Origin of the sequence: Zwartia hollandica, assembly GCF_019923725.1 — a bacterium.
Taxonomy (GTDB): domain Bacteria; phylum Pseudomonadota; class Gammaproteobacteria; order Burkholderiales; family Burkholderiaceae_B; genus Zwartia; species Zwartia hollandica.
The window spans coordinates 37,560-58,508 of sequence record NZ_JAHXRI010000006.1; the positions used below are offsets into that span (position 1 = coordinate 37,560).

Genomic DNA, 20,949 nt, shown 5'->3' on the forward strand with positions numbered 1-20,949 from the left:
AAAATGTCTACCCTCCTGCGGCTCGCGCTAGCACTGTTGGTGATCTATGCAAGTAGTTCAGTGAACGCAGCGAGCTTTGACTGCACGAAAGCGCGCTCGCCGATGGAGCAGCTAATTTGCGTTGATACTGAACTCAGCGCACTAGACGAATCTTTAGCGAAAAACTACACCACCGCCAAAGAGAAGCTTTCGCCGAACGCCATCAAGATATTTACTGCTGGTCAGTTATCTTGGCTGCGTTTTCATGCAGCATACTGTTTTGTAAGTTACGACGCATCAAAGGCCGACGCCGCACATGCAAAACGTTGCCTGATGGACGCTTACTTTGAACGCATCAAAGACTTTAAGGCAACCGGGGAGATGATACAGGCGATGAAAGCCTATATTGTTGTGGACAGCGCCATCAAGATTTCGCCTACGGAGCAAAGCATCTACACCGTTCAACGCAACTATGTGCAGTTTGACAGCGCCGCGTCATCTATCCAGAACATCAATCGCTACCTGACCTTCACCGATCGAATCAAACTAGACGAGACAAGAGGATCCGAATCCTATGTTGTTCGTCTAACCGAGCTCAGTCAGGACTGGCTTCAAAAAACAAAACAGTCTGAGGTAATGACGGGAGCCTATCCAACTAGCGGGACAGAGTGCGGCGTATACGCGCTTAGTCTCGATCGGCCTTTACATGCAGCAGATCTATTCGCAAACGCATCATGGACGCTAACGGCAAAGAAGTTCGCTCGGGCACACTTCACAGCTCTCGCAAATACAGAAAAAGACTTTGATCTATCAATGATTAATGGCTACAGTCAATTCGACTTACCACCTGCCGCTGAGTTTTCTTTCTGTATGACTAAGGCTGGGTTTTATGTCGACGGATTCTTACCCCACGTCGCCCGTGCATTTGACGGAGTGATCTTGCCATGGAGCGTCTTTGCGAACCATCTGACACCCTATGCGCGCAAAGAAATCCTCGCCATCAAACAATAGAGGCGAGGATTAACTCTAGATGTTAGAAATACACGAACTTGGCTAAAAACAATATTGCGACCAGCCACGTAGCGGGATGCAGGCTACGAACCTTACCGGTCATTGTTTTCAAGATAACATAACTAATAAAACCAAACGCCAAGCCGTTCGCAATTGAGTATGTGAATGGCATGATGAGGGCCGTCATCGCGGCGGGGACGGCATCCGTAATGTCATCCCAGTTAATTTCTTTGAACTCGCGCATCATTAACCCAGCGACATACAAAAGCGCCGGTGCCGTTGCGTATGCAGGTACGGAGCCTGCAAGTGGGGAAATAAACAGAGCGGCCAAAAACAGTAGCCCAATGACAAGTGCAGTTAACCCTGTACGCCCACCCGCTTGAACGCCCGCCGCACTTTCGATGTAGGCGGTCGTGCTGCTGGTACCAAGCGCAGCGCCAGCCACAATCGCCGTGCTGTCGGCAAACAGGGCGCGCCCCAAGTTGCCCTTCTTCTCATCTGTCACGAGGCCCGCACGCTTTGCAATACCGATCAGTGTCCCTGTTGCATCGAATACCTCGACCAACACAAAAACCATAATCACACTAATTAAACCCGCCTGCAACGCACCCGCTAAATCCATCTGCAAGAAGGTCGGTGACAAGCTAGGCGGCGCTGCAAAGAATCCCGCAAATTCATTATGTCCGTTTAGCGTCGCAATCACTGTGACTGCCAAAATTCCAATGAGGATTGCACCGCGCACCCGTAAAGCATCAAGTGCTGCGATAACAAAGAAGCCGAAAATGGCATAGAGCACAGAGGGCTCATGCAGACTCCCCAAGGTAATTTTGGTTGCTTGGTGTGCTACGACGATACCCGCGCCACTCAAGGCAATGATCGCAAGAAATAATCCGATTCCGGCTACGATGGCACTGCGCAAGGCGCTCGGAATGCCCGCGATCAACCACGCACGGACACCCGTTATCGTCAACAGCAAAAATATGACGCCCGATATAAATACAGCGCCCAACGCTTGTTGCCAGGTGAATCCCATGCCCCCTACCACTGCAAAAGCAAAGAAAGCATTCAGGCCCATGCCGGGAGCCATGCCCACCGGCCAGTTCGCAACAAACGCCATCATCAAACTACCAATTGCTGCAGCTAAACAGGTGGCCACAAAGACCGCCCCCTTGTCCATGCCCGTTGAGGACAAGATCGCAGGATTGACAAATAATATGTAAGACATCGTCAGAAAGGTCGTAAGACCTGCTACGAGTTCTGTTCGTACATCTGTCTGTTGTGCACGTAATTGAAAAAGCCTTTCTAGCATGAGCGACTCCTTTAGGGATTGAATCTTCTTATTTGACTGAGATATTAGCTTAGCGCTCAAGTTTAAGGGCTATGCGACCGTCAGAATTCAATAGATTCGCCTTGCGACACAAAACAACAGATTTTCCATACAATCCAGTGTGATACGCAAGCATTCACGCGGTTTAGTCTCGTCTTTGGATTTGACCCCGAGGGCTCGAACGACCCACCATCGCCAACCATTACTTAAAAAGTTGAATCGATTTGAGTCTGCGTCAGTTCGCTACCTTGTCTGTGACGCTCACAGACCGGATTCGCAACAAGCAAAATAACTGGGCCCTAGGTGGGATTCTGGCCTTTATCGCAGGTGCCGTGAACGCCGGCGGCTTTCTGGCTGGTCAGCGCTACACCTCGCACATGACTGGCATTATCTCGGGCATCGCCGACGATCTCGTCATTAGTGAAATCGGTATTGTGCTTGCGGGCATCGCATTTTTGCTGAGTTTTGTATCTGGCGCTGCCGTGACAGCGATCTTAATCAACTGGGCAAGGCGCAAACACCTGCATAGTGAGTTCGCCCTTTCATTATGTCTTGAAGCGGCTTTACTGCTCGTCTTTGGCTTACTCGGTTTTTCGCTCAACATATTGGTTGAAGTTTTTGTGCCGACGACCATCTTGGTGTTGTGTTTTGTGATGGGCTTACAAAACGCCATCATGACCAAGATTTCGAAAGCGGAAATCCGTACGACCCACATGACGGGTATCGTCACCGACATTGGGATCGAGCTCGGGCGGTTGTTGTATTGGAACCGAGATCATTCGTCGATGCCTCAAAAACGCGTAGTCGCCGACCGCGAGAAGCTTAGAGTCCATCTCATCATTTTTTCACTATTCTTGATCGGTGCCATCGTGGGTGCAACGTCATTCAAGCACTTCGGCTACATCACCACCGTTCCCCTAGCGGGATTTTTGATTCTAATTTCATTGCCGCCTCTCGCTAAGGACTTAATGGACCTCTGGCGAATCAGACGGTCCTAGTCAACCAAGCCTCGACGCACTGAGCATCTCTTTCGTTAGCCCCCAATCTGCAATTGCTGAAGGGATAGGCATGCCTCGAACGAGCGCGGCACAGGCCTCACCCATCGCGGGTGACGTTTGAATACCATACCCACCTTGTGCTGCTATCCAAAAAAAACCTGGCTGGATCTCATCAAAGCCGCCCACCAGCCCATGGTCCTCAACAAATGAACGTAACCCGGCCCACGTATGACTCGGGCGCCTTATTTTGAAGTGCGTGACGGACTCAATGCGATCAATTGCGATGGCGATGTCTAGCTCTTCAGGTTGTACGTCTTGCGGAGCTACCGGATCCGCATTCGCCGGGGAAACCAACACCTGCCCCGCATCGGGTTTGAAATACCAGTTCTCTGATGCCCCATAAGTCATCGGCCACTTTGAAAAATCGTCAAAGCCCTCCGGCGCGAAAAGCAGCGCCGAGCGCCGACAAGGCTGCAGGCCCACCCTAGTCGCGCCCGCAAGATGAGCGACCTCATCAGCCCACGCACCCGCAGCATCAATGACGATCGGTGCCTGCCAGATTTCATTTCCTTTTGTCGTCACAATCCAGCGGTCATCGTGTCGGACCAAATCCACTACCTCGCTATTCATGCGCAGTTCGCCACCTTGCGCAACGAGACCCCGCAAGTAACCTTGATGAATCGCATTAACATCCATGTCGGCAGCATCAGGCTCAATCAATGCGTCAACGATTCGTTCGGATCGCAGAGCAGGAGAAAGCTCGCACGCTTGCGCTGGCGTCAGCCGGCGCGCGCCAGTTTTCATTTGCTCCAACACAGCCCAGTGTTGCTCAAGTACAAGCTCCTGTCCGCGCTCGGCCACCATCAAAGCACCTCGCAGGCTGAGTAAGGGGTGTTCTGAAAAACCATGTGGCGGCGCATCAAAAAACGGCTTGCTGGCAAGCGTGAGAGCTCGCACCTGTTCATTTCCGTAACTCGCCATGTACAAAGCAGCCGAGCGCCCTGTCGAGTGATAGCCAGCGTGGGTCTCCCGCTCAAGGATTACGACTTTGCCATGTGGTGCAAGCCAGTAGGCCGCCGAGGCACCTGCGATGCCGGCCCCGATAATTACAAAATCAGCACGATTGGCCGAGCCCATCAACATTACTCCACCAAAATATGTCCCCAAACACAGAAAGCGACACGACTTACGGCTCGTGCGCACGAGAGAAACTATACCAATAAGACGCTATGCTTATAGACTGGGCGGTCAATTGCGTTCGAACTAATCGAATTTCAGTCATAATCGCTCGAACTGTCACACAAGATGAAGGAACAACCCGCGTGCGCATCCTGCTTGCCGAAGATGACGAAATGCTAGCCGATGCTATTTTTCGGACTCTTTCACAAAATGCTCACCGTGTCGATTCCGTACGTGATGGCCAACAAGCGAATGATGCTCTGTCATCTGGCGACTACGACCTAGCAATTCTTGATATCGGGATGCCGATTTACGATGGACTCGAAGTTTTGCGGCGTCTTCGTGCTCGCCGTTCTGAAACACCTGTACTGATGTTAAGCGTACGTGACAGTATCACCGACCGCGTCGCTGGACTTGACTTGGGCGCCGATGACTACCTCACGAAACCATTTCACCTGTTTGAGCTCGAGGCACGCGTACGGGCGTTACTGCGCCGCGCGCATGCGCCAGCCGGTCTCGAACTCACCCATGGACGACTGCAAATTGACCTTGTAGGCCGGCGTGTGCACTGTGAGCAACGCTCTCTCGAATTAACCTCAAAGGAATTCGCGCTGGTGGAGCTTTTGTTTATGCGGGTCGGGCGTGTTGTCACCAAGCAGCAAATTATCGATCACCTTTACGGCTGGGAGGAGGGTATGGCGAGCAATGCGGTAGAGGTCTTGGTACATCGACTTCGAAAAAAACTAGAGCCCACTGGGAGTGATATTCGCACAATCCGTGGCATGGGCTATCTTGTCGATCCCGCAAACTAACCGAAGCCTGCTGCGCACCCAACTTCTACGGTGGCTGCTCTATCCACTCCTTGCTCTCTTGGCGATCGATACGGCGGTCAGCTTTGGCTTAGCAGGCCACTTTTCTAAAAATGCTTACGACAAAGCATTAGTCGAAATTGGGCACGAGCTTAGCCTACAGATACGCAAGGACGAGTCCGGCATCTCGCTCGATCTACCCGAAGTTGCTAGGCGACTATTGCTACAAGACCCACAAGACAAGATTTTCTTTGAACTGCTCGATGCTAGCGACCGGCGTATCGAGGGCGACACCATCCCTGTCGCACCAGCCGGCACGCCCGCCCTGCGCAACAACGTTTTGCTTTATGACGCACAGATTGAACAGGATGCCGTGCGTGTCGTGCAACTAAGTCTTGCCGATATGGACGGGACAACTATACGTGTGGCCGAAACTACTATTAAGCGTACGGAGATGGCACAACAAATTATTGCAAGCGTCATGTTGCCACAAGTCATTCTGATCGTATTTGTTGCGCTGCTAGTACCGTTTGGCGTGCTTCGAGGGCTCACTCCACTCAAAGCTCTTCAACGGGCGATCGCCGAACGTTCATTTCGAGATCGCAGCCCGCTCGACGAAACGGCCGTTCCGGGAGAGGTGATCCCCTTGGTCGCCTCGATCAATCTGTTATTAAGTCGCCTCGATACCGTTTTTAGCACCCAATCTAGGTTCGTGGCGGATGCTGCACATCAGTTGAAAACTCCAGTCGCTGCACTTCGTGCGTACGTGGAGCTTCTCGACCGAAGTCAAGACGCAAACGAACGAAAGAACATCATTATCAAACTTAATGAAGCAGTTGATCGCATGTCTCGCTTGGTATCTCAACTTCTCGCACTCGCGCAGAATGACATCAGTGAAGCACGACAGCCCGAATTCGAATCTATCGATTTAAATAAACTGCTGCTTGATGTTTGCACTAACTGGGTACCTCAAGCCATTAAACGCAAAATGGATTTTGGGTTCGAAGAGCATGACGCTCCTGTCAACATTCTGGGCGCACCGGATCGCTTACGTGAGTTATTCGACAATCTCATCGATAACGCTATTCTCTACAGCAAGTCTGCAGGAAGCATTACCGTGCGTATCCTAGCTAAGCCATCGCCTTCGGTCTCGATCCGAGATGATGCGCCATCAATCCCAGAGGCCGAGCGTGCACTTGTTTTTGAGCGCTTCTATCGGCTACTCGGATCAGGCGAAGGAAGTGGACTTGGCCTAGCGATTGCCAAAGAAATAGCGGTCATGCACCAGGCAAGCATTCACATCGATACGGATACCGAAGACGGGGTCGGAAACAATGTGATTGTGGCGTTTCCAACCGCACCACGAACTCCATAAGAACGTAAGTAATTTTCATGTAATAAAAATGATATTTTCAAATAATTTTTAGAATAATTTGATGTAACTGTCCTTTGCTACGCTCCTTTTTCAATACAAACGGCACGCTTGATGCCGTGAGAAAACTGAGGAGTGCCGAAGATGGACATGCTGTACACAAACGAATTCTGGGTCGCGCTGGCTCAAATTATTGTTATCAACATCATGCTGAGCGGCGACAACGCAGTCGTCATCGCACTCGCTAGCCGCTCGCTCCCTCCGGCACAGCAAAAACGGGCGATTCTCTTTGGTAGCGTTGGCGCAATCGTGTTGCGAATCGTGCTGACTTTTTTCGCAGTCATGTTGCTCGACATGCCCTATCTCAAACTAGTGGGCGGTATTGCGCTGCTTTGGATCGGAGCAAGTATGCTGGACTCGGGTGGCGAGGAAGAAAACATTGATGCGCACTCAAATCTCGCTGCCGCCATCAAGACAATTATCATCGCTGACTTCATCATGAGTCTGGATAATGTTCTTGGCGTAGCCGCTGCGGCGAAAGGTAACGTCGTATTGCTCGTGGTTGGTTTGGTTATCAGTATCCCGTTAATCATTTTTGGCAGTCAGCTGATTCTGAAATTGATGGGGCGCTTTCCAGTCATCATCACGCTCGGAGCAGGATTACTCGGGTGGGTTGCTGGCGAAATGCTTGTTACCGATAGCGCGGTTGCGGGCTGGATTGATTCCAGTGCGGCATACCTTCACTACGTTGTGCCGACGGTAGGCATCTTTGTGGTGATCGCCTTCGGCAAATGGTTAGGGTCTCGGCATGCGCCAAAAGCGCACGCCGGCGCCTAACAATCACTGATGGCTAATATCCTTGTGCCGGTTCATCCCGGCCAGGATACCCAGTGGGTTGCCCGCTATCTCGCCAAGCTTCACCAGCGAGAACGCATTCGGGTGCACCTTCTGACTATCCGACCCAAATATACCGGGCTTGTCGGTCTGTTTTTTTCTTGCGCAGACCTTATTGAATTTAACCGAAAAGATGGAGACGATGCCCTCCAGCCCATGCGCCTAGTCTTAGACGCAACGGGGATTCCTTACAACACGCATCAGGTTAATGGCAGGACCGTTGACGAAATCGCCAAATTCGCAAAAGAGAATTACTGCCCCCAAATCGTTATCGGACCCGCCAGATCGCACTGGGTCAACGAACTTTTATTTGGTTCGCTGACCCGCAGAGTGGAGGCCATGATGCGAATAAGCTCAGATAAACCTTGCGAGGTCCTTTAACCGAAGACTGCGTCAGCATGCGCCTGCGCCCAAAAGTTTAAGGCGCAACAGATAGCCCTTTGACCTGATGCTTTGCAATCAGCTGCGCGACAAGACCCTTTTTGATTTCATCCACAAACGACTGCAAATAAGTAGCTGCGGCAAGACGTCCTTTGGGAACGCCGACGGACTGCTGAACAGTTGTAAAGTTGCCCTCTAAAATCCGCGAGCCGGGCAATCGCGCTACGTCGCCCAGCAGCCCAGGTTTCAACGCAGCCATTGCTTCTAATTTTTTCTCCACAAACAATGCGAGCGTTGCCTCGAAGCCCTCTGCGTGCAGCAGTTGTGCATGCTGAATATTGCGTGTCAGCCACAAGTCGTAAGCACTGCGCGCGGAGACCGCAATACGGTTGCCGGGACGATCAACTTCAGACGCATGTTTTAGGCTAGATCCAGCCGGGACAAGGTACGTCGCTTCGATCTCAACATACGCCGTCGAAAAATCAATTTTTTGGGCCCGCACAGGCTCAGCGCCGATCAGTCCGATATCCCAGACGTTCTTGTCTGCGTCGTCTGCAAGCTCTCCCGGGGAACCATACTGAATCAACTGCAAGGGCACCCCGATGCGATCAGCAATTGTGCGCGCCAGATCGGGTGCAACCCCCACGGGAACCCCTTCAGCACTTTTTCCACTGATCAACAAAAAATTGATCATATTTAAGGCCACGCGGAGGGTTCCGGTTGGTGCCATCTCGAGGGCTAAGGCTTTGTTCATAAAAAAGTTCCGAATAAGGGTGCAATCAATTCACCCCGTCATATTACCGAAAGTTGTGAATTTCAAGAATTTTTAAAGGAAACCTCAGTGTGCAGCTGCCGTCATTGACAAAATTCGTCGCCGCGCCTAAGTTAGCGTCAAACTAAACCAATCTAAAGAAGCAACATCTTTGAACATGACAACCTCACCGCAGCAAGCAGCCCCCTACTCACCTACATTTTTGACGCTCCACGAAATTGTGCAAAAAGCTCGTCAAAAGCTGAATCACGATAACTGGGACTACATCGTCGGCGGAACAGAGACCGAAACCACCGTTAGCCGTAACCGTGCCGCAATTGAATCACTAGCCTTTAAACCTCGAGTCTTGCGCGATGTAAGCCATGTCAACACCGGCACCCGCTTCTTGGGTCGCGATTTGAAGCTACCTGTGCTGTTGGCTCCGGTGGGTAGCCTAGAAGTGTTTGCTGAGGGCGCCGGCGCGACCTCATCGATCGCCGCTGGACGTTATGGCGTTGCCCACATGCTTAGCTCGGTGTGTCAACCGGGTATTGAAGCCACGGCAGCCGCAGCGCCAGACACTTTAAAGATATTCCAGCTGTATGTGCATGGCGATGCAAACTGGGTGGACGACCTTGCCGCCCGAACAGTCGCTGCGGGCTATGGTGCATTCTGTCTGACGGTCGACACCGCACACTACAGTCGCCGCGAGCGTGATTCAGCGAAACGCAACATTCGTCGTAGCGTCGTTCCCGGTCGAGAGTTCCAGCCAACTCTCACTTGGAAAGATGTGGACCGACTAAAGTCCAAGCTCTCCATTCCGCTCATTCTCAAAGGCATTGCAACAGCCGAAGATGCAGCAATCGCCGTTGAACATGGCGTCGATATGGTCTACGTATCAAACCACGGTGGTCGGCAGCTTGATCATGATCGTGGGTCGCTCGCGGTACTTCCTGAAGTCGTACAAGCCGTCAATGGTCGTGCTCAGGTTATTGTCGACGGCGGCTTTAATCGCGGAACAGATATTGTTAAAGCAATCGCGTTGGGTGCGAACATGGTTGGTCTAGGTCGTATGCAATGTTATGGTCTCGCGGCGAATGGTGCCGATGGCGTCGTCCGGATGCTCGAGATCCTGCAGGATGAAGTTCGCATCTGCATGGGATTGCTCGGCGTAAACACACTAGGTGAACTTAACCCTAGCTATTTACAACCCGCATCACCGGCAGGACCATCCAACGTGTTGAGCGCTTTTCCGCACCTATCTCTTGATGAGAAGGCATTTTATTAAATTTGGTGTCCAACCAAATGCCCATCGGCGGTCGCAGCGATCATGTCTCTCGGTGACTTGCAGTCACCGACGGTCATCGTTGGAATGCCGCGCTGCATGAGTGTCTCTAACAAGAGATCATTACGACGCCGTGGCGTAGCATAGGTCAAGAGGGCCACATCGGGAATCAAGTTGCGCTCCCCGGTGATAACGTTCTGCCAGGTCAACACGCCCTCCTCCATACCGCCATCCCACACTGGCTGAGCCAGCAAGTGCACCTCTATTTTTCTTGTATAGATTCGTCGCAGTACACCTTGGCGCGTAACGATGGCCATATCGTCTGCGAGTGAGTGTCTGGGAGTGAGGATACAAACACGATCAAACAGAGTGTGCAGTTTCTCTGCCGCAGCGTAGGTGGCTTCCGTGTGATCCATATCGAAGAGGACGGCAGTGCCTCGCTGCCTAACGGTCACTTTTAACAAATCCCGCATCGTTTGGCGCAAGTCCAAAACAAAACCATCTCGCTGAACTTGCTCGGGCAACCAAGACGGTGGGATCATCGATGCCCCGGTCGCTAGGACCACAACGTCAGGACTGAGATCCAGTAGGGTCTGGGTCTGCGCCGTGATGCCCAACTCAATCTTTGCACCCGCTCGCATCGCTGCCACCGTTTGATAATCATAAACACTGCTTACTTCTTCACCGCCCGGCAGATGCGAACGTAGCCATGCTTTGCCACCAATTTGCGCACCTGAGCTCAATATTGTTACCTGGTGTCCACGCGCCGCAGCGATCCATCCTGCCTCCATGCCAGCAATACCCGCACCCACCACGACAACACGCTTTAGCTCTGTGGCCGCCATGGGCCAATAGTCGACCTCATCGGTCTTTCGCACCCGCGGGTTATTGACACAAGCCAACGACTCATGCCGATTAATGATCGTGTCCCAACATGTATTGCATGCAACACAGTATCGAATCTCATTAATACGCGACTGCATAACCTTAAGCGGCCAGGCAGGGTCCGCAATCAACGCCCTTCCCATCCCGATCAACTCCGCCTCGCCGGAAGCCAAAATACCTTCAGCCTCGGCAGGGTCACTAATTCGTCCAAGCGACATCAACGGGGTATTCGGGATCGCACGACGCAGCGTACGAATTAATTCACGATAAGGCGTTCGCGGTCCAAATCGATCGGGTATGTGCATTTCTAGTGAGTTTGCATGCGTCCCTTGCGCAAAGCATACATAGCTAGCTTCTTGGCTCGCCGTCAAAAGCGAAGCAATGGTCGCAGCCGCCTCCGGACCGATACCTCCTGATAGCCCATCGTCCCCTGGGAGCTTGAGGCCAATAATGAAAGTAGGCCCACACTCCTTACGGACGGCAGAGACGATCTCAGCAATAAATCGACATCGATTCTCCCAACTACCGCCATAGGTGTCATCGCGGATATTCGACTGCGGCGATAGAAACTGGTGGAACAAGTGTCCATGGCCACAGGAAAGTTCAACACCGCTAAACCCGTATGTCTGTAGGCGTGCCGAGCTTTGCGCAAAATCAGCGACGTACTTTTTTATCTCAGCCGCGGTCAAGGCTCGAGGTACCGACCAACTCATATCATCCGGCAATACGGAAGGTGCAACTGCATTGAGATGCCTGCCGGCATGATGTCGGGCACGCCCGGGGTCCTGTATCTGCGCTAATAGTCGGCAGTCTTGGCCTTCAACCTCCGTTGCCATACGCGTCAATCCCTCTGCGTTGGACGGATCGAAAGCGTGTGTCTTAGTTGGAACCGCTTGGAGCGGCGACATCGAAAATGGCTCAGTAATAACCATCGCAGCCCCACCCCGCGCTCTATTGGCAAAGTATGCAATTTGCTCTGGCGCTACATTGCCGTTTCGTACAGTAAGGGACGTCATCGAGGCATGCACAATTCGATTACGTAAGGGCCTTCCCGCCAACTCGAATGGCGTGAACAATAGCGACGGTGTTTTCGGCGTAATCGACAAATCTAACCTCAAAGATAGTTTGATGGTTTCCCAACCATTACTGTGTAGACAATCTCGGTAAAAGAATACATCGAATGCCTCGGTGCACAGCACAAAAGTGCGCCATACCGAAATCAATTGACAGACTGACGCATGAATAATAAGGTTGACGGTACAAAATCAGGGCGAACAGCAAGCTTGCCGCGTCGCGACTGAGCCTAAAAAAGATTTGGAGATAAACCATGAAAGCATTCCTTGCTAGACGTTCTGCAGTGATCGCCCTAATTGCCGCTGCTCTATTAGGCGGACTAGGGGCCTTACCAGCACAGGCACAAAGCTTCCCCGCTAAACCGATCAAGCTGGTTGTGCCTTATGCCCCGGGCGGAGGCGTAGATATCGTTGCGCGCACACTAGCCGATTACATTTCTACAAAATTAGGAAAGCTCGTCATCGTGGAAAATCGTACCGGTGCTGGCGGCAACGTAGGCTCGGCGTTTGTCGCGAAGTCCGACCCCGATGGTTACACGCTTTTGCTTGGATCAAATGCAAATGCAATCAATAATAATCTTTACGCCAATGCCGGCTACAACGCGGCAACTGACCTCACGCAAATTGTGTTGGTAGGAACCGTCCCGATGGTCCTGTTAGCTTCACCCACCGTCGCTGCCAAAAATGTAAATGAACTACTCGCCCAGGCAAAAGCGAAGCCAGGAAGTCTCAATGTTGGCTCGGGTGGTAGCGGCACCGCTGAGCATTTAGCTTTTGAACTATTCAAACGTCAAACCGGCATGGAGGGCGTACACGTTCCCTATAAGGGCGGCGCTGCGGTATACACCGACTTAATTGGTGGCCAAATTCAATTGTTTTTTAATAACCAACTCGGCGCGACACCTTATGTCCGCTCCGGCCAGCTTCGCGCACTCGGCATTACGAGTCCAACACGCTCTAGCGCACTTCCGGATGTTGCCACATTCGCAGAGCAAGGATTTTCTGAGTTCAAAGCGTTTGTATGGTGGGGGGTGATTGGCCCAGCGGGCATTCCAAAAGATGTCGTCGCTCAGATTAATGCTTTATTCAACAAGGCAATCTCTTCACCCGAAGTATCGACAAGATTAGAGTCTCTTGGCGCACAGCCTCAGGGTGGCACGCCAGAAAAATTTGCAGAATTCTTCAAAGCTGAAATGACAACTTGGGCAGGCGTCATCAAAGCAGCGGACATCAAACTTAATTAAGCCAACGACTTACTGAAATGACATGGCTCGCATAGAAACTGACCCTCAAGAACTTCGTATGCCAGACTACGGCGAACGTTTGCGAATTGGAATGATCTTACCTAATCGCAATGTCGTTGCAGAGGCAGATGCACAAGCCATGCTGCCAACAGGCGTGTCGATCCACACCACACGCTTGAAGCTACATGGCACGACTGCGGCGGACATCAAAGAAATGAGCGACGGGGCTGAAAGTGCTGCAACGCTTCTCGGCGCAGCACCTATCGGGATTATTGTGTTTCACTGCACAGCGGTATCTACCTCAGATCCAGCGATGGGGGATCAGTTAGTGGCGAGAATTGAAAAAGCGGCTAACAAGAAGGCCATTGCGACATCGCAAGGGCTTGTCGCTGCGCTTAACGCTCTGCATGCAAAAAAAATCGTGATGCTGACCCCTTACCCTCAGGAGGTCAACGACGCCGAGGTTCGATTTTTAAATCACTTTGGTTTCGACGTGTTGCAGGAGATAGGTCTTAATTTACCGTCAACCGTTTCAACTGCGAGCGTGACACCTGAGCAGTGGCTTGAAAAGGCGCTTGCCATGAAGCGGGCCGATGCAGATGCATACTTTTTAAGCTGCACCAATATTCGCGTACTCTCGATCATTGATGAGCTCGAGCATCGCTTAGGGGCAACTGTCATCACAAGCAACCAAGCAATGCTATGGCACTGTTTGCGTCAAAGCGGGATAAACGATGCAGTTCGTGGCTATGGTCAACTTTTACAGCACCACTAGCGTGCAGCGAGGCTTCAAGTTTGCCTCGCCGCTTACGTTTGTATATCTCGTACCGCTCTTCTTTACCTTCGTACTAATCATCTTTGCGCAAAGCACTCAAGCACAAGGGTGTGCGTCGCTCGCCCAAGATCGCTCAATTGCTGACGGGAAAGGCTGTCTCACAGTTTGGTCTCCGGTCACGCACGCGGCTACGGGGAAAGACGAACAGAGCCAAGTGAGTCCTCCCATACTAGTTGTGCTTCTGCATGGAGATAGCGGCGGCGGTCTTGCTCAGCGACACCTCGATCGCTGGACAAAGACTGCGAACATTCTGTCTGGACAAAATCAAACGCTCGTTTTTCTGGTGAGGCCTGGGTATCGCTCCCCCGTCGGAGACTCTAGCGGCTGGGCCAACCAGCATGACGACGACTACACCGCAGGAAACGTTGAGCGTGTCGCGACAGCTTTACAAAATTTACGAGTGCGCTATAACGCGTCAAAAGTAATCGTGGTCGGCCACTCTGGGGGTGCGGCGATCACCGCTCTGCTTTTGGGACGATTTCCCTCCTCGTTGGATGGCGCTATCCTTCTGGGCTGCCCATGTGATGTCCCACCGTGGCGTCAACATCGAGGCGCACAGCGCGGCAGACAGACCCCGTGGCCTAACAGTCTGAACCCAATGGATGCCGTCGCAAACATCCCTACAGACAAGGTGGTATTAGCGGTTACTGGTTCGCTTGATGACAACACATTACCCTTGTTCGCTCAAGCATGGATAAATGCCGTCAGCGCGCGGGGAGTCAATGCAAGATTCATCCTCGCTCCAGATCTAGATCATACAAATATATTATTGTGGCCTGGGCTGAGCGAACAACTTAGGCAAACGATAAATAATCTCTCTTCGAGGGCGCCTTAGACTATGATCAAACAGGGAGGCAACTATGAAAAATAAAAAATTAAATTCACTACTCAGTTACTTTTTTTCTTTACTGGCCCTGTTACTTACGACGGGAACCAGTCCCGCACTCGCACAAGCGAACTTTCCTGACAAGCCTGTGCGCATCGTTGTACCCTTTCCACCTGGGGGCGGAACAGATATCGTTGTGCGAGCGCTCGCCGCAGGAATGGCAGCAGAACTAAACCAAAGCGTCATTATTGAAAATAAGCCCGGGGCGGGAACCGTTATCGGCACCGAGTTTGTCGCTAAAAGTCAGCCTGACGGATACACCCTGTTGGTCGGAACATTTGCCTTTGCCGTGAATCCTAGTTTGCTTGCAAAGCTGCCTTTCGATACGAACAAGGCATTCGATCCAGTGGTGCTGATCAGTCGCTCTCCGAACGTTCTGGTTGTCAGAGCTGACAGCCCTTACAAGTCCGTACAAGACATTGTTCAAGCGGCACGAGCGAACCCAGGAAAACTGACCTACGCTTCTCAAGGAAATGGCACGTCTGCCCACTTGGCGGCGGAACTGTTTAACGCGCTCGCAAAGGTCAACGTTCTCCACATCCCCTACAAAGGCGCAAGCGCTGCATTAACCGATATCGTTGGTGGCCAAGTTGATTTGATGTTTGCCACATCCGCTGGAGCGACACCACTACTTGATTCCGGTCGCCTACGAGCTCTTGCCGTAACGACTCCAGAGCGCTCACCGGCTTTTTCCGCACTGCCGACCATGATCGAAGCAGGTGTTCCCGACTATCAAGCGACCAGCTGGTACGGCTTGTATGTGCCTGCCGGCACGCCAACTGCGGTCATTGCTCGCCTCAATGCAGCCGCGACTAAGGTCGCCCAGGCCGAAGCCTTTAAGTCTCGCGTCGCGAGCGAAGGACTGGTCATCAGTACCGGCACACCACAGCAGTTAGATGAATTCATGCGCGGCGAGCAGACACGCTGGGCTCGCGTGATCAACGCGGCTGGAATCAAAGCCAATTAGACTATCAAGGACATCTCATGCATCGACGCACCGTACTCGCTCACGCACTTCAAACAGCTCTTGCACTGGGAGTCACTGCACTCCCTAGCGCACTCTTCGCACAGTCCGCTTATCCCAACAAACAGATTCGTTTCGTCGTGCCATTCGCGGCGGGCGGCGGCGGCGATGCCGTCGCACGATTGCTCGCGCAGCGGCTCGGTGAACAAATTGGCGAATCGATCGCCGTGGAGAATAAAGCGGGCGCCGGTGGAATTATCGGATCATCGTTCGTTCTGAAATCACCGCCCGATGGCTATATGGTGCTCAACATGTCGAGCACCTACGCCATTCAAGCCGCGATTGGTAAGAACCTAAACTTTGATCCAATCAAAGACATGCAACCTATCATCATGGTGTCAAGAGACCCCGTTGTGATGATCGTTCGAACATCATCTGCGCTGAACAACGCAAAAGATCTAATCAGTGCGGCGAAGGCCAAGCCTGGGAAACTTACGCATGGCTCTGCAGGAATTGGCTCAATCGCCCACCTGGGCACCGAGGAGCTGGCGTTTCTAATGGGCATCTCCTTAGTTCACGTTCCCTACAAAGGGTCGTCCCAAGCGTTCAGTGACTTGATTGGCGGCAACGTCGACATGATGCTTACGAGTGCCACGTTCGCTTCTCCTTACATTAAATCTGGTCGCGTGAAGGCGCTGGGTATTGCTGGCAAAGAGCGCCTGCCAAATCTTCCAGATGTACAGACCTTTGAAGAGCAAGGGATCAAGGGCTATGACGTCGTTGACTGGAAAGCTGTCGCCGGCCCAAAAGGTATGCCTGCAGAGGCGGTTAAGTTTTTGAACGTTGAACTTAACAAGGTATTGCAGCACAAGTCTGTGACAGAGCGCTTCTCTGCAGAAGGAACGACCTCTGTCGGGGGGACGCCTGAACATCTGCTGCAAACGATCGTATCGGATATTGAGCGCTGGAAGCGCGTGATCAAAGAAGCCAACATCAAATTTGAGTAATGCAGATGACACTTAATAAACTATTTCGCCAGCAATTAACCGTCGGCGCCGGACACATCATGCCGGGTGCGGGCAACGCCCTTGCCGCACGCTTTATTGCCGCAGCCGGACACAAGATGATGTTGGTTAGTGGCGCGGCGGTTGCAAACAATTACCTTGGGGTACCGGACCTTGGATTGGTATCTGTGACCGAACTTGCTGAGCATGTGGCGGCTATCAGAGAATCCGTAGACATTCCTATTTTGGCGGATGGTGACACTGGTTTTGGCAATGCAATCAATGCCAGACGGATGATTCGTTTATTAGAGCGTGCGGGTGCGAATGCCATCATGCTAGAAGACCAAACCTACCCTAAACGCTGCGGTCATTTTGATGGCAAAGATGTCGTCTCCACACAAGAAATGGTCTCGAAGATTAAGGCGGCTGTTGACGCTCGACACGATCCAGACCTCATGATCCTTGCTCGCACCGATTCGCGCGCCATCGAAGGGTTTGAGGCATCGCTCGATCGGGCACGAGCCTATCAGGAGGCTGGTGCAGACTTTCTATTTATTGAAGCGCCTTTGACCAAAGAGGAATTGCTAGCCATTCCTAAAGCTGTACCAGGCATTCACCTTTGCAATATGGTCATCGGTGGCAAGACTCCCCTATTGCCGCGCGAAGAGCTTGCAGCTGCTGGATACTCTGTGATCTGTTATGCCAATGCTGCTCTACAAGCGTCCATGTTGGCCATGCAGAATGCCATGCAGCACTTGGCTGCGCACGGGTCAATCACAGGATTTGAGTCACAGCTCATGATGTTTGCTGAACGCCAGGCAGCACTCAATGCTGATCACTACAAAGAACTAGAGAAACGCTACACATGAAGCCGCCTACCGGAACCACCTTCTTCGATAAAGTCTGGCGTGATCACGTCATCGCTAAGCTTGACCAAGAGTCCGATCTGATACAAGTCGATCGCCTTGTCTTACACGAGCTCTCTGGCAGCCAAGCACTGAGGGCACTTGAAGAAGCTGGGCGCAAGCCAATTAGTCGCGGACAAGTCTTTACTGTTATTGAACACTTGATATCAACACAACCGGGCAGAGGGCCCTGCGACTCTGTTTCGTCTAGTGGTCCTGCGATGATACAGACCACTCGAGACGCTTCTAAAAAATACGGACTGCACTTCATCGACTACGACGATCCACGACAAGGTATTGCACATGTCGTGGCTCCTGAGCTGGGCATTGCCTTCCCCGGTGCGACCTTAGTGTGTTGCGATAGCCATACCAGCACGATAGGCGGAGTCGGCGCACTCGCTTGGGGGATTGGAGCGTCTGAAGCGGAGCATGTGTTGGCCACGCAGACCCTTGCGCAAGCAAAGCCCAAGACGATGCGGGTGAATTTTGAAGGAACCCTCAGGCCAGGCGTCTTTGCAAAAGATATGATCTTGGCCTTAATTGGCACGATCGGGGCTCAGGGTGGCATTGGCTATGCAACGGAATACGCAGGCAGTGCGGTGCGGGATCTTCCGATCGACGGCCGACTCACTCTTTGCAATATGTCTATCGAATTTTCATGCAAATACGGTTTTGTCGCCCCAGATGAAAAAACGTTTGCGTATCTAAAAGGTGCAGAGTTTTCACCAAAGGGCGCTGCGTGGGAGAAAGCGACAAGCTACTGGCGAACCCTTAAAACCGATGATGATGCAGTTTTTGATAAAGAAATTACGATCGATTGTGATGCGCTCGAACCCCAAGTGACTTGGGGGATCAGTCCGCAGCAAGTAGGTAGTATTCGCGCAACTGTGCCAAGACCTAGCCAAGCCGTCGATAAAGAGGCTAATGCGTTGGGTGAGCGTGCTCTGACTTATATGAAACTTCACGCAGACGAGCCAATTCGCGGCACTCCCATAGACGTTGCTTATATCGGGTCGTGCACCAATGCGCGCCTCACCGATTTGCGTGCCGCTGCGCAGATCCTAAAAGGTCGAAAGGTAAAAGCGGGGATTCAGGCCATTTGTGTGCCGGGCTCTACTCCGGTTAAACGCGCGGCAGAGGCCGAGGGCATTGACAAAATCTTTAAAGACGCTGGATTCGAATGGCACGAGTCTGCCTGTGGTTTCTGTGGGCATATTGGTGATAATCGCTTTGCGGATTTACGCGTCATTAGTACGACAAATCGAAACTTTGAGTCGCGACAAGGTCCCAAGACACGCACGCATCTTGCCAGTCCTGCAACAGTTGCAGCCTCTGCCATCATGGGTTGTATCGCAGACGCTAGGGAGCTCAGCTAAATATGGAAGCACTACAGCGTGTTACGGGGGTCGCGGCACCCTTCATGCGTATCAATATCGATACGGATCAGATCATTCCTGCGCTTTTTCTTGGAGGGACAGATGCCAAAGGCTATGGTGCGCATCTCTTTAATGGTTGGCGTTTCTTAGCGGATGGAACACCCAATCCTGAGTTCATTTTGAATCAAACGCCCTTCGATCAATCTGAAATTTTGCTTGCAGATCGAAATTTTGGTTGCGGCTCATCACGTGAACGGGCGCCAAAAGCGCTTCGGGAGTTTGGATTTCGCGCAGTGATAGCACCGTCGTTTGGTGGGATATTTTTTAATAACTGCTATCGCAATGGGATCGTACCGGTCGAGCTTCCGATTGAGCAAATCAAAGAGCTTGTTGCCGAAGTCGAGGCCAGCTCCGGTCACGACAAGATCACCGTCGATTTAGAGGCACTCTGTGTCAGTACAGGGAGCGGCAAGCGTTTTAGCTTTACCGCTCCACCCGCATTACGAGAAATGTTGTTGAAGGGTCTCGACGAGATCTCTCTCACACTTTCAAAATCTGAATCAATCGAACAATTCAGAACATCTGATCGGGCGAAGCGACCCTGGGCTTACTCGGTTTAACTACTTAATCAAGCGGTCACTTGCGATACGCGCACCTTCAGCAAGTGCGCGTAATTTTGCCCAGACCACATCGGTCGCGACACGTCCCATGCCCGCCGACGTATCAAAGCCACAATCGGTTCCTGCTAACACGCGCGTTGGGTCTCCGACATCTGCGGCCACTCGCTCAAGACGCTCAGCAATCACCTCTGGATGCTCGACAAAGTTCGTCAATACATCGATGACACCGGCGACAATTACCTGGTTGTCCTGTAAGGGTTGCTCCCGCAAGACCTTCATTTCGTGAGCGTGTCGAGCATTCGCAAAGGGCAGTACAAAACCACCAACCTTCGTCTGACGAATGACAGGCCATATCTTGCGTAACGGCACATCGCAATCATGAGGCCCTTCATAATTTCCCCAGCACACGTGCATACGGACACGGTCTTGCGGAATGTTGCGTAACGCCACATTAATGGCTGAAACAACACGCTCAATGAAACCTAAAAATTTTGCGTCCGACTCATCATGATAGGAAACGTGTCGTTCTAGAGCCAAGTCGGGACAATCGATCTGCAAAATAAAGCCATTTTCAACGATCGCCTCATACTCAAGGCGCAGCGCTTCGGCCAAGGCAGCGAGATACGCCTCTTCGGTGTCGTAATGCTCATTTTTACAGGCCGAAGCAATGATGCCGGGTGAGGGGGCCGTCAAGAACGCCTCAGTAAATGTCTTTTCTTTTCGTGCATTGAGCGTACTGCGAAAATCTCGCGCCTCAGACGCGGCCAAATCAGGATCGATATAGCGAACCTCTCCCGTTACGCGCGGAGGCAAGAAGTTGCTGACGGCAACCTTTCCGCCAGACTGCTGTTCTAGCATTTTTTTAAATTCTGGATAGCGCTCAACATCCCCGCGCGAAAACCGCTTCCACGTACCGCCAAACCCTGACATCCGCCGCTGTACGTACAGAAAGAATCCCTCCCTCTGTTGCTCACCATTGTTACCAACGTCGATACCATTGGCGAGCTGAAGATCGACAGCAGTTTGCATGGCTTGATGGCCAAGCGACTCAAGAGCGGCAGGGTCTACTTCAGCCCCGTTGGCGCGATCCGCATACATCTGCACCAGCTCGAGCGGGCGCGGAAGACTACCAGTGTGTGTTGTAAGAATTCTTTTGTTGCTATGTTGCATG

Annotated in this window: 20 protein-coding genes; 15 read left to right on the forward strand and 5 right to left on the reverse strand. The window is 52.0% G+C overall.

What is annotated here, in order from left to right:
- The first annotated feature begins 3 nt into the window (after positions 1-3).
- On the forward strand, positions 4-990 hold the full coding sequence (locus tag KZZ10_RS03435; protein WP_259660110.1) for a lysozyme inhibitor LprI family protein: 987 nt from the start codon (positions 4-6) through the stop codon (positions 988-990).
- A gap of 22 nt (positions 991-1,012) precedes the next feature.
- Here KZZ10_RS03435 and KZZ10_RS03440 read toward each other — a convergent pair whose 3' ends face one another.
- Positions 1,013-2,299, reverse strand: coding sequence for an NCS2 family permease (locus tag KZZ10_RS03440; RefSeq protein WP_259660111.1), 1,287 nt, complete (start codon positions 2,297-2,299; stop codon positions 1,013-1,015).
- A gap of 242 nt (positions 2,300-2,541) precedes the next feature.
- On the opposite strand from KZZ10_RS03440, the gene KZZ10_RS03445 reads away from it, so the two are divergent.
- The gene (locus tag KZZ10_RS03445) at positions 2,542-3,315 is read left to right on the forward strand and encodes a YoaK family protein (protein ID WP_259660112.1); all 774 of its coding nucleotides are present in this window, start codon (positions 2,542-2,544) and stop codon (positions 3,313-3,315) included.
- On the opposite strand, the gene KZZ10_RS03450 is transcribed toward KZZ10_RS03445, so the two are convergent.
- Positions 3,316-4,452: an NAD(P)/FAD-dependent oxidoreductase gene (locus KZZ10_RS03450; protein ID WP_259660113.1), complete on the reverse strand. Its 1,137-nt coding sequence runs from the start codon at positions 4,450-4,452 to the stop codon at positions 3,316-3,318. It lies immediately after the preceding gene.
- 185 nt (positions 4,453-4,637) lie between these two features.
- Between KZZ10_RS03450 and KZZ10_RS03455 the strand changes: the two genes are divergently transcribed.
- From KZZ10_RS03455 to KZZ10_RS03470, 4 genes are all read left to right on the forward strand, one after another.
- Entirely contained in the window at positions 4,638-5,306 is a 669-nt protein-coding gene (locus KZZ10_RS03455) for a response regulator transcription factor (RefSeq protein WP_259660114.1), read from the forward strand.
- Positions 5,287-6,678 carry a sensor histidine kinase gene (locus KZZ10_RS03460; RefSeq protein WP_259660115.1) on the forward strand — a complete coding sequence of 464 codons (1,392 nt, stop codon included), beginning with the start codon at positions 5,287-5,289 and terminating at the stop codon, positions 6,676-6,678. The genes KZZ10_RS03455 and KZZ10_RS03460 overlap by 20 nt, the downstream gene beginning before the upstream one ends.
- A 141-nt stretch (positions 6,679-6,819) precedes the next feature.
- Positions 6,820-7,512, forward strand: coding sequence for a TerC family protein (locus KZZ10_RS03465; RefSeq protein ID WP_259660116.1), 693 nt, complete (start codon positions 6,820-6,822; stop codon positions 7,510-7,512).
- 9 nt (positions 7,513-7,521) lie between these two features.
- A complete protein-coding gene (locus KZZ10_RS03470) occupies positions 7,522-7,950 on the forward strand; it encodes a universal stress protein (protein ID WP_259660117.1) in 429 nt (142 codons plus the stop codon).
- A 37-nt stretch (positions 7,951-7,987) separates the two neighbouring features.
- On the opposite strand, the gene KZZ10_RS03475 is transcribed toward KZZ10_RS03470, so the two are convergent.
- Positions 7,988-8,704 (reverse strand): transporter substrate-binding domain-containing protein, encoded by a 717-nt coding sequence (locus KZZ10_RS03475; RefSeq protein ID WP_259660118.1) that lies wholly within the window; start codon positions 8,702-8,704, stop codon positions 7,988-7,990.
- A gap of 175 nt (positions 8,705-8,879) precedes the next feature.
- Between KZZ10_RS03475 and KZZ10_RS03480 the strand changes: the two genes are divergently transcribed.
- Complete coding sequence (locus KZZ10_RS03480; RefSeq protein WP_259660119.1) at positions 8,880-9,989, forward strand: alpha-hydroxy acid oxidase; 1,110 nt, start codon at positions 8,880-8,882, stop codon at positions 9,987-9,989.
- Here the strand turns inward: KZZ10_RS03480 and KZZ10_RS03485 are convergent.
- Positions 9,986-12,070, reverse strand: a complete 2,085-nt coding sequence (locus tag KZZ10_RS03485; RefSeq protein WP_259660120.1) for an oxidoreductase — start codon at positions 12,068-12,070, stop codon at positions 9,986-9,988. The two genes, KZZ10_RS03480 and KZZ10_RS03485, sit on opposite strands and share 4 nt — an antisense overlap.
- 128 nt (positions 12,071-12,198) lie before the next feature.
- Here KZZ10_RS03485 and KZZ10_RS03490 point away from each other — a divergent pair, with 128 nt between their 5' ends.
- From KZZ10_RS03490 to leuD, 8 genes are read left to right on the forward strand one after another with little or no spacing between them, the layout of a single operon-like run.
- Positions 12,199-13,188 carry a Bug family tripartite tricarboxylate transporter substrate binding protein gene (locus KZZ10_RS03490; RefSeq protein WP_259660121.1) on the forward strand — a complete coding sequence of 330 codons (990 nt, stop codon included), beginning with the start codon at positions 12,199-12,201 and terminating at the stop codon, positions 13,186-13,188.
- 22 nt (positions 13,189-13,210) lie between these two features.
- Positions 13,211-13,963, forward strand: coding sequence for a maleate cis-trans isomerase family protein (locus KZZ10_RS03495; RefSeq protein ID WP_259660122.1), 753 nt, complete (start codon positions 13,211-13,213; stop codon positions 13,961-13,963).
- Positions 13,923-14,858 carry an alpha/beta hydrolase family protein gene (locus tag KZZ10_RS03500; protein ID WP_259660123.1) on the forward strand — a complete coding sequence of 312 codons (936 nt, stop codon included), beginning with the start codon at positions 13,923-13,925 and terminating at the stop codon, positions 14,856-14,858. Before KZZ10_RS03495 ends, KZZ10_RS03500 begins: the two co-directional genes overlap by 41 nt.
- A 25-nt stretch (positions 14,859-14,883) precedes the next feature.
- A complete protein-coding gene (locus KZZ10_RS03505) occupies positions 14,884-15,876 on the forward strand; it encodes a tripartite tricarboxylate transporter substrate binding protein (RefSeq protein ID WP_259660124.1) in 993 nt (330 codons plus the stop codon).
- 17 nt (positions 15,877-15,893) lie between these two features.
- Positions 15,894-16,880: a Bug family tripartite tricarboxylate transporter substrate binding protein gene (locus KZZ10_RS03510; RefSeq protein WP_259660125.1), complete on the forward strand. Its 987-nt coding sequence runs from the start codon at positions 15,894-15,896 to the stop codon at positions 16,878-16,880.
- Between the two features lie 5 nt (positions 16,881-16,885).
- On the forward strand, positions 16,886-17,746 hold the full coding sequence (locus KZZ10_RS03515; protein WP_259660126.1) for an isocitrate lyase/PEP mutase family protein: 861 nt from the start codon (positions 16,886-16,888) through the stop codon (positions 17,744-17,746).
- Positions 17,743-19,158 (forward strand): 3-isopropylmalate dehydratase large subunit, encoded by a 1,416-nt coding sequence (locus KZZ10_RS03520; protein ID WP_259660127.1) that lies wholly within the window; start codon positions 17,743-17,745, stop codon positions 19,156-19,158. Before KZZ10_RS03515 ends, KZZ10_RS03520 begins: the two co-directional genes overlap by 4 nt.
- Positions 19,159-19,160: 2 nt before the next feature.
- Positions 19,161-19,778: a 3-isopropylmalate dehydratase small subunit gene (leuD, locus tag KZZ10_RS03525; protein ID WP_259660128.1), complete on the forward strand. Its 618-nt coding sequence runs from the start codon at positions 19,161-19,163 to the stop codon at positions 19,776-19,778.
- On the opposite strand, the gene KZZ10_RS03530 is transcribed toward leuD, so the two are convergent.
- The gene (locus tag KZZ10_RS03530) at positions 19,779-20,948 is read right to left on the reverse strand and encodes an epoxyalkane--coenzyme M transferase (protein ID WP_259660129.1); all 1,170 of its coding nucleotides are present in this window, start codon (positions 20,946-20,948) and stop codon (positions 19,779-19,781) included.
- Position 20,949: the final 1 nt, after the last annotated feature.